The 12567-nt window shown below is 69.2% G+C and carries 14 protein-coding genes and 1 tRNA gene; 5 read left to right on the top strand and 10 right to left on the bottom strand.

The window, feature by feature from the left end:
* Positions 1-2: 2 nt before the first annotated feature.
* Both CKW34_RS04980 and CKW34_RS04975 read right to left on the bottom strand, forming a co-directional pair.
* Positions 3-1511 carry a glutamate-cysteine ligase family protein gene (locus tag CKW34_RS04980; RefSeq protein WP_157742100.1) on the bottom strand — a complete coding sequence of 503 codons (1509 nt, stop codon included), beginning with the start codon at positions 1509-1511 and terminating at the stop codon, positions 3-5.
* Positions 1512-1620: 109 nt separating this feature from the next.
* Entirely contained in the window at positions 1621-2442 is an 822-nt protein-coding gene (locus CKW34_RS04975; RefSeq protein ID WP_059381720.1) for a M23 family metallopeptidase, read from the bottom strand.
* 235 nt (positions 2443-2677) lie between these two features.
* On the opposite strand from CKW34_RS04975, the gene CKW34_RS04970 reads away from it, so the two are divergent.
* Positions 2678-2750, top strand: a tRNA-Arg gene (locus CKW34_RS04970).
* Positions 2751-2920: 170 nt separating this feature from the next.
* Positions 2921-3736, top strand: a complete 816-nt coding sequence (locus CKW34_RS04965; RefSeq protein WP_059381721.1) for a DUF5602 domain-containing protein — start codon at positions 2921-2923, stop codon at positions 3734-3736.
* Between the two features lie 21 nt (positions 3737-3757).
* Here the strand turns inward: CKW34_RS04965 and CKW34_RS04960 are convergent, their stop codons facing one another.
* Positions 3758-4129, bottom strand: coding sequence for a VOC family protein (locus tag CKW34_RS04960; protein WP_228525414.1), 372 nt, complete (start codon positions 4127-4129; stop codon positions 3758-3760).
* 105 nt (positions 4130-4234) lie between these two features.
* Between CKW34_RS04960 and CKW34_RS04955 the strand changes: the two genes are divergently transcribed.
* The 3 genes from CKW34_RS04955 to CKW34_RS04945 all read left to right on the top strand — a co-directional run bounded on the left by CKW34_RS04955 (position 4235) and on the right by CKW34_RS04945 (position 6594).
* Positions 4235-5218: a helix-turn-helix transcriptional regulator gene (locus tag CKW34_RS04955; RefSeq protein ID WP_059381722.1), complete on the top strand. Its 984-nt coding sequence runs from the start codon at positions 4235-4237 to the stop codon at positions 5216-5218.
* A 55-nt stretch (positions 5219-5273) separates the two neighbouring features.
* Positions 5274-6047, top strand: coding sequence for an amidohydrolase family protein (locus CKW34_RS04950; protein ID WP_059381723.1), 774 nt, complete (start codon positions 5274-5276; stop codon positions 6045-6047).
* Between the two features lie 94 nt (positions 6048-6141).
* Positions 6142-6594: a hypothetical protein gene (locus CKW34_RS04945; RefSeq protein ID WP_059381724.1), complete on the top strand. Its 453-nt coding sequence runs from the start codon at positions 6142-6144 to the stop codon at positions 6592-6594.
* Between the two features lie 68 nt (positions 6595-6662).
* Here CKW34_RS04945 and CKW34_RS04940 read toward each other — a convergent pair whose 3' ends face one another.
* From CKW34_RS04940 to CKW34_RS04910, 7 genes are all read right to left on the bottom strand, one after another.
* Positions 6663-6992, bottom strand: a complete 330-nt coding sequence (locus CKW34_RS04940) for a YnfA family protein (RefSeq protein ID WP_006551592.1) — start codon at positions 6990-6992, stop codon at positions 6663-6665.
* Between the two features lie 11 nt (positions 6993-7003).
* Entirely contained in the window at positions 7004-8017 is a 1014-nt protein-coding gene (locus tag CKW34_RS04935; RefSeq protein ID WP_059381725.1) for a phospholipase D-like domain-containing protein, read from the bottom strand.
* The gene (locus tag CKW34_RS04930; RefSeq protein WP_064059825.1) at positions 8014-9180 is read right to left on the bottom strand and encodes an ATP-binding protein; all 1167 of its coding nucleotides are present in this window, start codon (positions 9178-9180) and stop codon (positions 8014-8016) included. Before CKW34_RS04930 ends, CKW34_RS04935 begins: the two co-directional genes overlap by 4 nt.
* Positions 9181-9224: 44 nt before the next feature.
* Positions 9225-9497, bottom strand: coding sequence for a LuxR C-terminal-related transcriptional regulator (locus tag CKW34_RS04925; protein ID WP_016692216.1), 273 nt, complete (start codon positions 9495-9497; stop codon positions 9225-9227).
* A gap of 148 nt (positions 9498-9645) precedes the next feature.
* A complete protein-coding gene (locus tag CKW34_RS04920) occupies positions 9646-10668 on the bottom strand; it encodes a hypothetical protein (protein WP_059381726.1) in 1023 nt (340 codons plus the stop codon).
* Entirely contained in the window at positions 10665-11888 is a 1224-nt protein-coding gene (locus CKW34_RS04915; RefSeq protein WP_231921798.1) for a sensor histidine kinase, read from the bottom strand. Before CKW34_RS04915 ends, CKW34_RS04920 begins: the two co-directional genes overlap by 4 nt.
* Entirely contained in the window at positions 11872-12549 is a 678-nt protein-coding gene (locus tag CKW34_RS04910) for a response regulator transcription factor (protein ID WP_006551596.1), read from the bottom strand. Before CKW34_RS04910 ends, CKW34_RS04915 begins: the two co-directional genes overlap by 17 nt.
* Positions 12550-12567: the final 18 nt, after the last annotated feature.

Below are 12567 nucleotides of genomic sequence, written 5' to 3'. Positions count from 1 at the left end.
CGTCACTCCCACTCGTGGACGGGAGTACCCGAGGCCATGTTCTGCACGTAGTCCTTCATCATCCCGAGCAGGGCGGTGCGACGGTTCTCGCCGGCGGCTTCACGTCGGGCCACCTGCCGTCGCTGCCATGCCGCTCCGGTCTGCCGGGTCAGCGCACGCCCTTCGACGATGCCGAGATAGCGGTCGCGGACCGCCGCCGACAGCCCGTAGGCCTCGAGGCCCTGGTGTGCGAGCGGCAACAGGCACCGCAGCACGAGTTCGTCGGCGCCGACCCATCCGGTGCGCGGCCAGTACAGCTTCGCGTCGAGCCCGAACTTCGCGCCGAGCACGAGATTCCGCTCGGCGGCGTCGAAGCTGAGGTCGCGCCAGATCGGCTCGTCGGAGTCGGCCAGGGCGCGCAGCGTCCCGTAATAGAAGGCGGCGTTGGCCATGGTGTCGAGGACGGTCGGTCCTGCCGGGAGCACACGGTTCTCGACGCGCAGGTGCGGATGGCCGTCGCTGATGTCGTAGACGGGCCGGTTCCATCGATAGATGGTGCCGTTGTGCATCTGCAGTTCACGCAGTTCGGGAACCCGTCCGGCGTCGAGTTCGGCCATCGGATCGACGTCCGAGACCTCCGGCAGAAGAGCCGTGAAGTAGCGGGAGTTCTCCTCGAACAGGTCGAGGACGGAGTCGATCCACCGCTCGCCGAACCACACGCGGGGACGGACGCCCTGGTTCCGCAGTTCGAGCGGTCGCGTGTCGGTGGCCTGCGCGAACAACGGGATCCGGCTCTCGTGCCACAGCGCCTTGCCGGCGAGGAAGGGTGAGTTCGCCGCGAGCGCGACCTGCGCTCCGGCCAGGCACTGGGCGGCGTTCCAGTGCGTCGCGAAATCCTCGGGAGCGATCCGCAGATGCAGCTGCAGAGACGTGCAGGCAGCCTCGGGAACCACCGAATTCATGTCTGCGCGAAGGGTTTCCACGACATCGGTGCCGGGCAACGGCACACCGTCGAGATCGAGTTCGATGTCCTCACCGCGCGCCGCGAAGATCTGCTCGTTGAGCGCTTCGTATCGGGGATTGGCGGTGATCCGGCCCAGTTCGAGATCGCCGAGTTCGAGTGTGGGCAGCATGCCGATCATGACCAGCTGCGCGTCGTGCAGGTGCATCCGCTCGTCGGCGCGCCGCAGCGAGGACCGCAGCGACTCCTCGAGCTCGAAGGGTTCGTCGCCGGTGAGACGTCGCGGCTCGACGTTCATCTCGACGTTGAACTGTCCGAGTTCGGTCTGGAAGACCGCGTGATCGTCGATCGCCTGGAGCACCTCGAGGTTCGACATCGCGGGCGACATGTCGTCGCGGACGAGGTTGAACTCGATCTCCATGCCGAGATGCGGTTCGGGTGACGAGTGCACGTCGACGAAGACGTCCTCTCGAAGCATCCGTTCGAGCGCCTTCATGCAGTCGCGAACCTTGCTCCGGAACATCCGCCGGTCTTCCCCGGTGAACGAACGAGCGGATATCTCAGCTCCCAATGGAACCCCCGGGTCGGCGCGCGGTCTGTCGAGCCAAGCCTAGCGCGCGCGGGTGCCGGGGGTGGGCCGACGGCGCGCCGTCGGGTGGGATCGAATACCGCGGGTCGGATCAGACGGCGCGGTATCCGCCCCAGTCGGTGACGACGCCGCGATCGCTCAGCCACGCGTTGGGGTTGATCTTGGTGCCTTCGGTGTCCCAGACCTCGAAGTGCAGGTGCGGTCCGGTGGACCAGCCCTCGTTGCCGACGGTGGCGATCTGCTGGCCCGCGTTGACGCGCTCACCGGCAGAGACCTGGTAGCTGCTCACGTGACCGTAGACGGCGGTGGTGCCGTCGTCGTTGAGGACGCGGACCCACTGGCCGAAGCCGGAGGCCGGTCCGGCGTCGAGGACCGTGCCGTTGGCTGCGGACTTGATGGGAGTGCCGAGCGGAGCGGCGATGTCGATGCCGCCGTGGTGTGCACCCCAGCGCGGACCCCAGTCGGAGGTGAGGGTGCCGGAGACGGGCTGCACAGCGGAGGGAGCACCGGGGTTCAGCTGGTCGAGCCAGCTGGGACCGGAGAACTGGTCGAGGAAGTTCGTGACCTCGGCCGGGAGCTCGGGCGCGCCCTGCTCCGCCGGGGTGGTGATGCCGGGGATGGCCGGGATCTCGACACCCTCGGGCAGCAGGCCCGCGGGAAGCTCGAAGGGCAGGCTGGGCGAGGGAGCCTCGGCCTGGACGTGGTCGTGGCCGGGATGCGCGGCAGCGGTGCCCGCGCCGATCTGCGAGCCGACGGCGAAGAAGGCACCCGTGGCAGCGGCGACGGTGGCGGCCTTGACCGGAGCGGACGTACCGGTGGGCTCGACGCGGTGACGGCCCTTGCCGGAGGACGGCACGCGAATCGTCTCGAGGTCGAATGCTTCGTCTTCGCGTGTGCGCTGATGGCGTCCCACAGTGTGTCCCTTGTTTCGTCCCGACTTCGACCGGGTATCCCCCGGCCGCTCCTGGCGACCCAAGGTAACAAAACGGTATAGGGAAAGGCCAGTGTTACCTTTCCTTGATCTCAATCGGCGGGAACCTGCAGGTCGTACGCACCGCCTCGGGAGCCTCGGGAGCGGGCGCTTGGTTACGGCACACGCCCGGCGGCTACACTCACAACGCGCCAAGGCCGGCTCCGCCCGGCCGGACGCCTCCGTAGCTCAGGGGATAGAGCACCGCTCTCCTAAAGCGGGTGTCGCAGGTTCGAATCCTGCCGGGGGCACACATCGGGTCCGCCGCCTCCACGAGCACCCCCGGGCCCCGGACCCCGAACGTCACGGGCACCGTCCCGTCCACGCATCACGGTTCGATCTAGTCGGCCCTCCGCCGTCCGCGCGACAGTTAGCATCCACAACGATGCCGCTCGACGACGACGGAAATCGAGGACCCCACATGGACATTCGGCCTCGTGCCCGACATCTCGCCGTGATCGTCTCGGCGGCGGTCCTCGGATTGTTCGTCACTCCCGCCCCCGCAGGGGCCGGGGGTGTCTCCGGCCTCGTCGAAGGACCGGCCCATCCGGTCGGCGCGGGCAACGCCCGCACGTACGTCACCGTCGACGAGGAGGGCACGCCGGCCACCATCGGGGTGCGACTCGACGCGGCCGCACTCGACGACCTGCCCAGCGCTCTGCTGCCGGTCACCGAGGCCTACGTGCTCGAGTTGCCCGAGGAAGCGGCCGCCACCGCGTTCGACCACGTCACGGTCGACTGGAACTCGCACGGCCACGACCCCCAGCACGGCTTCGACGTCCCGCACTTCGACGTCCACTTCTATCTGCTGGACAGGCCCACGGTGGAGTCGATCCATCCCTTCGCCCCCGGCTACATCCCCGCCGCGGCCCGCGTGCCCGACCCGCGGTACATCCCGGAGGGGTATGCACCGTCCGGAGATCCGCTGACGTCCACCGTCGCGGGCATGGGACTGCACTGGGTGGACACCACCGAGGCCGAGCACGACCCGGCAGCGGGACACCACCTCACCGAGACCGTGCTCTACGGCACGTGGGACGGGCGGCAGGCGTTCATCGAACCCATGCTGAGCCGGGAGTGGCTCGCGACGCGGCCCGCGCACCACGAGGAACTCCGCCTGCCCCAGGCGTACCAGCGCGAGGGCCTCTACCCCACCACCTACTCCGTGTGGTGGGACGAGGCGTCGCAGACGTACACGGTCGAACTCGGCGGGCTCACGATGCGCGAGGCGTCGTAGATCGTTCCGTCGAGCGGGGACTCAGTCCAGTGGGGAGACGCGGATGAGGTTCCCGTCCGGGTCCGACACCACGAACGTCCGTCCGAACACCTCGTCGTGCGGTGCCTCCACGACCGTCACTCCCTTGCCGACCCACTCGTCGTGGATCGCGTCGACGGCGGCGGCCGAGCCGGGCACCATCAGGCCCACCTCCGAGAACCGCGGCGCGTTCGCGTCCACGGCCCCGGCGCGACCCGACCACAGTGCGAACAGCACTCCCGGCGCCACTTCGAAGGAGACGTAGCGCGGGGTCGTCATCTGCGGGGTCATGTCGAACAGGTCGCTGTAGAAGCGGGTCGCGCGTTCGACGTCGGTCACGTAGATCAGGAACAGGTTGGGCGACGACACGGTCATCGACATCTCCTCGGATCATGTGTGGATGTGAAGGGCTTCGGGAACTACCGTGACACCGAAACCTGACAGTTACTGTCGTGTTTTCGGAAGGAGATCCGACATTCGATGAACCGGCCGCAGCGGTTGCTGAGCATGCTGGTCGTCCTGCAGGCCCGCAGACGGGTCACGGCCGCCGAACTCGCGGAGGAGTTCGGCGTCTCCGAGCGCACCGTGCTACGCGATGTGGAAACGCTTGCTGCTGCGGACCTTCCGGTGGTCGCCGAACGCGGCAGGTACGGCGGCATCGTGATGATCCCCGGCCGGCAGACCGACCTGAACCGCCTCACCGCGTCCGAGGTGGACGTCCTGCGCGCCCTGGGTGTCGACATGGGCCGGGCCCGGCAACTCGGTGTCGACACCGCCGCGCGGGACGCCGTTCACAAGCTCACCGCACGCGCCCGGCGCACGCCCACCACCACACGCGACGACGACCTGTTGCCGCTGACCGAGGTGGTCACCGTAGACAACCGGGGATGGTTCGCCGCCGACGACCGGGCCGACGTCGCTGCGCTCACCCGCGACCTGCGGCGCGGACGGCGACTCGCCATCACGTACCGGTCGAGCGGGCACCGCGACGAACGCAAGATCGTCATCGATCCCTACGGTGTGCTCTCCCGCGCCGGCCGTTGGTATCTCGTGGCCGACGACGAGGGGCGACCGCGGTTGTTCGCACTGACCCGCCTGAGTGCGTGGAAGGTGCTCGACCGGCCGCGCCGCCTGTCCCCCGGCCGGACCCTGCCGGCCCTGGCACGCGAGCTCGGCGACGCCCTCGAACGACGCGACGACGTCGTCGTCACCGCCGATCTCGCGACGAACCGCCTCGACCTCGCCCGGCGCATCCTCGGTGCCCGCCTGCGCGGAAGCACCGCAGGACCGCGACCGGACGTCTCGCGCATCACGGTGGCCTACGACTCGATGGACGGTGTGCGGCAACTGCTGCAGTTCGGTGAGCACATCGAGATCGTCGGACCACCCGAGGCACGGGGCCTCGTGGCGGAACTGGCCGAGTCCCTCCTCCGCCGTCACACCGCGCACCGCCGCCGCGAGTGAACTCCCGCTGATCCGAACCCTGTCCCGCCCGGACCGAGCTTCCTATCGTGGGGAGATGTTCGACGCCCACCTGCACATCATCGATCCGCGTTTCCCCCCCGTCGAGAACGACGGCTATCTGCCCGAACCGTTCACGGTCGACGACTATCTCGCGCGGGTCGCGCATCTGGGCGTCACCGGCGGGGCGGTGGTGTCGGGCTCGTTCCAGGCCTTCGACCACAGCTATCTCCTCGACGCACTCGACCGGCTCGGGCCCACTTTCGTCGGCGTCGTACAACTTCCGGCCACTGCCTCGGACGACGAGATCACCCGGCTCGACACGGCGGGAGTGCGGGCCGTGCGGTTCAACGTCCGCCGGGGCGGATCGGCGACACTGTCCGACCTCGACCGTCTCGCCAGGCGGGTCCACGATCTCGTCGGCTGGCACGCCGAGTTGTACATCGACTCGCGCGATCTCGCCGATCTGCACACGACGATCACAGCTCTGCCCGCCGTTTCCATCGATCACCTGGGACTGTCGCAGGACGGCCTGCCGTCACTGTTGCGGCTGGTCGAGAGCGGTATCCACGTGAAGGCAACAGGGTTCGGACGCGTCGATCTCCCGGTGGCCGACACACTTCGCGCCGTTGCCGAAGTGAATCCCGGTGCACTCGTGTTCGGCACCGACCTGCCGTCGACACGCGCACCGCGACCGTTCCGGGACAGCGACATCACGCTCGTCGAGGACGTGCTCGGCGACGAGCTCGCCGACGCGGTACTGCGCCGCAATGCTTCCGCGCTGTATCGGATCGAGACCGAAACCCCTCCTGGGACTTCGGTGTCTCGATAGACTCACGCACGTCATCGGTGCGCGGGACGCGCCGCGGTATTCCTCGCCGCGGTCGGCTCCCGGACGTGACCTTCCCTTTCCGAGGAGCAGCACCATGCCTGCACTGCGAATTCCACGTCGAGTTCTCGCCCTCGCGGCACCCGTCGCCGCCGCAATCGCATTCACCGGTGTGGCCACCGCTGCACCCCCTCAGCCCCTGGGCACGGCGATCACCATCGGCTGCATCAACCAGGGCAGCCTGGCGTCGTTCACCTCGGTCACGGCGCAACCCGGACCGGACGAGGGCATCCCCGGCGGCCACGTCCTGTTCTCCACGCGGGAGGCCCTGTGGCCGGTCCCGGCGGCCGGACAGGTCAGCGTCGCGTGGCTCAACCGCAACAACGGCCGCGCCGGCATCGTCGATCTCGGCGGTGCGTACCCGAACCTGTCGACGCTGGTCGACACCGGCCCGGGTGAGGTCGTGGCGACGGTCTTCGGTTCGGTGAATCTCGGCAGTGGACCGCTGTGCAACTCGACCCCCGCAGTCGGCAGCGTCGTGGTGCCGTGACGCCCGGACGAGGCATCCGGCCGAGTTGTGCCGTATGCCTCGTCACCGAGGTGGTGCCGGATGCGTCGTCACCTGGGTGAATACATGATGATGGCAACGCCGGCGAGGCATACGAGCGCGCCCGCGACATCCCATCGGTCCGGCCGGAAACCGTCCATCACCATGCCCCACACCAGGGAACCCGCCACGAACACACCGCCGTACGCGGCAAGGATGCGGCCGAAGTTCGCGTCGGGCTGAAGTGTGGCGACGAAACCGTAAGCGCCGAGAGCGATCACACCCAGCCCCATCCAGATCCAGCCGCGGTGTTCGCGCACACCCTGCCACACCAGCCACGCACCACCGATCTCGAACAGTGCGGCAACGGCGAACAGCAGCAACGACTTCAGCACGGTCACGGGAGGCGACTCTAGTCCTGCGACGTCGAGCCCAGCTCGATGCGGCGCACGGAGTCCCCCCGCACGAGGATCGTCACGAGTGCCCGGCGGCCCGGAGGCAGGACCCGCACCGTGACGGAACCGTGTGACACCGAGTCGAGTTCGTCGGCGACCGCACGGCGGAGACGGGCCTGTTCGCCCGGGGGCACCCCGTCCAGGCCGTGATCGTCGAGCATCACCACGTCCACGCCTCGTCGTCGCGCGGCGTCGGCTGCCTCGACGACCTCCGGATCCTGCAGAGCCGGTGCTCGAAGGCCGTCCCGCAGACGCGCTTCGAGCAGCACACCGGCGCGTCGCTCCCCCACGTCGAGCAGCTCCCCGGTCGCGATGCGTTCGAGGAGGGGCCGGGCCAGGGAGTCGAGCCGGTCGAGCTGCGCGTCGCGCTCCTCGAGGGCTGCAGCCGAGGCGGCCTGTTCCGCGCTGCGCTGCAACGACATCGCCCGCAGCAGGTAGATGGATCCGGCGAGAGGGCGCAGGGTGAAGGCGAAGAAGGTGGACATGAGGACCGGCGCCGCGTTGACGACCGACAGCGACAGGCCGGGGCCGATCCCCTGGCCCGTGACGTAGGTCCAGAAGGTCGCGGTCGCGATCATGCAGGCCAACCCGATCCATGCCGCGAGGGTGCGTCCGCGCACACACATGAAGGTGAAGACGACCGTGGACATCCCGAGCGGCCAGGTCGCGATTCCTCCCGGTGACGGCGCCTCCAGCACAGAGAAGACGAGCGCCGAGGAGACCGTCCCGGTGGCGGCGAGCAGGATCGTCGCCGGCATCGGCAGCGGATCGCCCGGAACGGTGATGAGGGTGAACGCCGCGAACGTACACACGAGCACGGCGAGGGCCGGCGGCCAGCTCGCGGACGTGTGTTCGGCTCCGAACGCCGCCAGCACGAAGCAGACGAGGGCGTAGAGGCTCACGAGTACACGTGCGGCCGTAGTGCGCATCCCCAGCAGGTCGCGCACGTCGCGGGTCGGTTCGGCGGTCACGGCACGCGACCCTCGGCCTGGTCGCACCAGAGCAGCGTCACCGTCGTACCCCCGGGACCGGAGGTGATCTGCGAGTCGCCTCCCCCCAGGCCGCGCATGCGTCCGTGGATGCTCGCGCGGATGCCCATCCGGTAGGGATCGACCTCGGCGGGGTCGAATCCGTGGCCGTCGTCGCGGACGATCACCCGGACCGATCCGGGACCGAGGTCGACGTGCACGGCCCGCTGCGTGCCCGGACCGGCGTGGCGAACGCTGTTCCGCACGGCCTCGGCCAGTGCGGCTGCGACCGCCCTGACCACGTCGGCCGGGTAGTACGGCCCGGCATCGGCACTCGTCGCGGTCGTGAACTCGACGTCCTCGTCCACCTCGGAGGCCGCCGAGCGGAACTGGGCCGCCACCCGGTCGGCGTCGAAGCTGCTCTCGGTGTCGCCGCCGCGCCGCAGGGAGTCGAACATCTCCAGCGCACGACGAGCCTGGGCCGCGACGGGACCATCGGATGCGCCGCGGCCCGAGGCGAGCAGAGTGGACATCACCTGGTCGTGGACGAGCGCGTCGAACCGCTCGCGTTCGACCGTCCTGGCCGCGGCCGCAGCTGCCGCGACGACGGATCGCTCGGTGGCCGCGACGGTGGAATCGAGGACGTCGCCCGTGCGGAAGGCGACGATCGCCGCGGCGGCGAACACCCCGCAGAACATGAGCGCGAACGCGAGTTCCGGGACGAAGCGGTAGCCCGTCGTCGTGTTCACCAGCAGGTAGTTGGTGGCCTGAACGACGAACACCACCACCGTGAGGTAGGCGAGCGCCGTCCGCGGTCGCCACGCTGCCGCCGCGGACAGTCCTGCCACTCCGGGGAAGAGTGCCTGCCAGGCCGTGTTCGGGGAGGCCTCCCCCGTCCAGGCCGGGAACCACAGGATCGCCGCGATCAGAAAGGCGACGGCGTTGGCGGCTGCGAGTCGCCCGACCCACCGGACATCACTCAGGAAGGTTGCCACCCCGAGCGCGATTCCGGTACCGAAGATCGCGGCCATTGCCGTCGGCAGCCACCACCATGCCGTGAGGTGGGCCTGCGATACCGCCGTGGGGACGACGAACAGCAGGTAGAACACGTAGCCCGCGCTGATGAACCGGCCGAAGACCCGGTGGATCCGGTCGGCCGCGCTCATCGGATCCGTCGTGTGTCCACCCTGTGCGGTGGCAGGCCGACGGGTCACAGCTCGTCGATGGAGACCACACCGTCCTGCAGAGCGCGGGCGAGCAGTGCCGTCTTCGTGGTCGCCGTACGCCCGACGCGGGCGTACTTCTCGCGGATGCGGACGATGTGGGTGCTGACCGTGGCTGCGGTGACGAACAGGCTCGCAGCGGCCTCGGACTTGGACTCGCAGAGCAGCCAGGCCCGCAGGATCTCGATCTCGCGAGCCGAGAGTGCGGGCTTCTGAGGTGCAGGCTTCTGTGCCGGGGAATGTTCGAGCATCGTCGTCATAGCGCGTCCCTACCGAGATGAATACATGGGATCGAACCGAGTCCCCCGACGAACTCCGTTTCGAGTGCGTACACCGTAACTGTTGAAACCGACAACTACCGAGACCGATCTTTCTCTGCCCAAGAAAATATGGGCATCGGTGCTTCGGCTAACGACCGGTCTGCTGCCCGTCGTGCCCGAGCTCGATCCGTCGCACGCCCTCGCCCTTCACCAGCATCGTCACCATCGCCGCGCGGGCCGGCGGCAGCACCCGCACGGTCACCGACCCCTGGCTCACCGAATCGAGCACGTCCACCACCTCCCGGTAGACGGCGCGCCGAACCTCGGGAGAAGCCGAGTCCATGGCGTGGTCGTCGAGCATGACGATCTCGACGCCGCGCCGGCGGGCCGCAGCAGCGGCCCGGTCGACCTCGGATACCTGGAGCACGGGCGCACGCAGACCGTCGCGCAGTCGCGCCTCGACCAGTCCGCACTCGATCCGCTCGTTCTCGTCGAGAGGTTCGCCCGAGACGATCCGCTTGAGCAACGGACGCGCGGAGGCATCGAGACTGCTCAGACGGGCATCACGTTCCTCCAGGGCCGCGGCGGCCGCGGACTCCGCCGCGATCCGCTGCATCGACCGGGCGCGCAGGAGATAGATCGACCGCGCGAGCGGGCGGATCGTGTAGGCGCAGACGGTGCCCATGAGCACCGGCCCCGCGCTCGTGATCGTCAGTCCCAGCCCGTAGGCGATCCCCGGACCCGTGAGATACGACCACAGCGCGGCGACGACGAGCATGAGCAGCATCCCGCACCAGGCGAACGCCGTGCGCCCCCGCACGCACATGAACACGAGAATTGTCGTGGACATCCCGAACGGCCACAGCTCGATGGGGTGCGGCGCCGGATCGGCGGGCACCACCCACAGCACCGACGCCGACGCGATCGCGCCCGCGAACGTCATCGCCAGTGCGGGTCGTACCGGTAGTGGGTCGCCCTCCACCGCGACGAGCGCGTAGGCGGCGGCCACACACACGATCACGGCGATCGCGACGGGCCAGCGGACCTCGGCATGGGGCGCGGTGTTCAGGGCGAGCACCACGCAGGTCACCGCGTACAGGACGGCGAAGGCCCGCGCGGGCCGGCTGTGCATCCGCAGCAGATCGGAGACGGTCGAGTTCGCAGTGTTCATGCGGCCGGATCCCGCCAGTACAGCAACACCCGGGTCCCGGCCCCCGGCGCGGACTGCACGACCGCCCGTCCACCGGACAGTCGGCGCATGCGTCCGCGGATGCTCACTTCGAGACCGAGCCGGTGCGGGTCGACGGCCTCGGGTTCGAAGCCTCTGCCGTCGTCCACGACCTGCACGGAGATCCATCTCGGTGCCACGTCGACCTCGACCGTGCGGGAGGCGTCCTTACCCGCGTGCCGCACGCTGTTGCGTACCGCCTCGGCGAGGGCGGCGGCGGTCGCGCGCGCGGGTTCGGGCGGGAACGAGATGTCGCCGGACCCCGGGGCGACACGACCGGTGAACACGACGTCCTCGTCGGCCTCGGTCGCCGCCGAGCGGAGCCGCGCCACGACCGCGGCGGCGTCGAGCACCGACTCCCGATCGGTGCCGCGCCGCAACTCGTCGAGTTCGGCGACCGCTCGTTCGGCCTGCTCGACCAGCGACTCCCGGGGTGCGTTGCGCGACGCCGCCAGCAGGGTAGACATCACCCGGTCGTGGACCAGGGCGTCGAACCGTGCGCGTTCGGCGTTCCTCGCCTCCGCTGCGGCCGCAGCGGCCGCCGTGGCCTGGGTGGCAGCGATGGTCTCGTCGAGCGTGCGGCCGGTGCCGAGTCCCACCACCGCGGCCGCGAGGAAGACCGTGCAGAAGACGAACGCGAACGCCAGGTCGGGTGCCAGGAAGTATCCGAAGGGGGCGTCGCGGACGAGGTGGTTCGCGCACTGCGCGAGCAGAACCGCGAGGATCAAGTGGACGAACGCCCGCCGGGGTCTCCACGCGACCGCCGCCGCGAGCGACGCGAGACCGGGGAAGGCGGTGAACCACAACGACTGGTCCTGCGGGATCTGCGTTCCGTTCCACGCCACGAACCACAACGCGACCATCACGACGTAGGCGAGCGCATTAACGGTTGCGGTCCGCTGCATCCACACGGTGCCGCGGAACGACGCGAGGCCGAGGGCGACTCCGGATCCGAACATGAGGACGGCTGCGGTGGGGGTCCACCACCACGCGACGAGTGCTGACGCCTCGACGATCTGCGGCAGGAGCAACGCGAAGTAGCAGAGGTATCCGATCGCGACGAATCGCGTGAACATCCGGAGAAGTCGGTCGGCGGCCGCGGTGCTGCGCTGGTGCGACTTCTCTCCGGCGTCCCCGGCCGGCTCGTCAGCGACGGCGGACATCCGACCGTTCGGGCATCGGCAGCCATCCGTCCTCGACGGCGCGCTTGTACAGATCCGTCTTCGTAGGTGCGGGACGACCTGCCTCCGCGTACTTCTGGCGGATCCGCTGCAGGTAGTCGTTGACGGTCTGCGGAGCGAGGCCCGTCAGCCGGGCTACCCGGTCGAGCTTCTCCCCCGATGCATACAGTTCGAGCACTTCGAGCTGCCGTGGACTCAGGCCGACGTCGTCGAGTTCGGGATCGCCGTCGATCGCCGCGGCCCACTCGGTGCTGGCGACCTGCCCTCCGGCGGCGGCCACGCGGATCGCCTCGATCACCACGGCAGCGGGCTCGGATTTCCGCACCACCCCGAGCACACCGGCGCGGGCGGCCGAACGCAGCAGATACGGGTTCTCGGCGCCGGTGAAGACCAGGGTCTCGAGGCCCGCGGCGCGCAACTGCTCGACGTTGCTCTTCGGTGAGGATCCGTCGGACAGGCGCAGGTCGAGAACGGCGAGGTCGAGGTCGGTGACCTGCTCGAGTAGACCCGAGACGGTGGTGGCGGTACCTGCGAGCTCGAGATCGGGTTGATCGGCGAGCATCGCTGCGAAGCCGAGTGCGACCGACTCGTGATCCTCGACCAAACCGATCCGACGGACGACGCCACGCGAGCCCTCGGCCATTGATGCCTCCCCTAATGC

This window comes from Rhodococcus rhodochrous, from assembly GCF_900187265.1.
GTDB lineage: Bacteria > Actinomycetota > Actinomycetes > Mycobacteriales > Mycobacteriaceae > Rhodococcus > Rhodococcus rhodochrous.
This window is presented reverse-complemented; position numbering and strand designations above follow the sequence as displayed.

Excerpts from the sequence above, each read along its gene's own strand:
- CKW34_RS04965 (WP_059381721.1), top strand. The coding sequence starts at position 2,921 with ATGGACATTCGGCCTCGTGCCCGACATCTCGCCGTGATCGTCTCGGCG.
- CKW34_RS04960 (WP_228525414.1), bottom strand. The coding sequence starts at position 4,129 with ATGACCGTGTCGTCGCCCAACCTGTTCCTGATCTACGTGACCGACGTC.
- CKW34_RS04955 (WP_059381722.1), top strand. The coding sequence starts at position 4,235 with ATGAACCGGCCGCAGCGGTTGCTGAGCATGCTGGTCGTCCTGCAGGCC.
- CKW34_RS04950 (WP_059381723.1), top strand. The coding sequence starts at position 5,274 with ATGTTCGACGCCCACCTGCACATCATCGATCCGCGTTTCCCCCCCGTC.
- CKW34_RS04945 (WP_059381724.1), top strand. The coding sequence starts at position 6,142 with ATGCCTGCACTGCGAATTCCACGTCGAGTTCTCGCCCTCGCGGCACCC.
- CKW34_RS04930 (WP_064059825.1), bottom strand. The coding sequence starts at position 9,180 with ATGAGCGCGGCCGACCGGATCCACCGGGTCTTCGGCCGGTTCATCAGC.
- CKW34_RS04925 (WP_016692216.1), bottom strand. The coding sequence starts at position 9,497 with ATGACGACGATGCTCGAACATTCCCCGGCACAGAAGCCTGCACCTCAG.
- CKW34_RS04920 (WP_059381726.1), bottom strand. The coding sequence starts at position 10,668 with ATGAACACTGCGAACTCGACCGTCTCCGATCTGCTGCGGATGCACAGC.
- CKW34_RS04915 (WP_231921798.1), bottom strand. The coding sequence starts at position 11,888 with ATGTCCGCCGTCGCTGACGAGCCGGCCGGGGACGCCGGAGAGAAGTCG.
- CKW34_RS04910 (WP_006551596.1), bottom strand. The coding sequence starts at position 12,549 with ATGGCCGAGGGCTCGCGTGGCGTCGTCCGTCGGATCGGTTTGGTCGAG.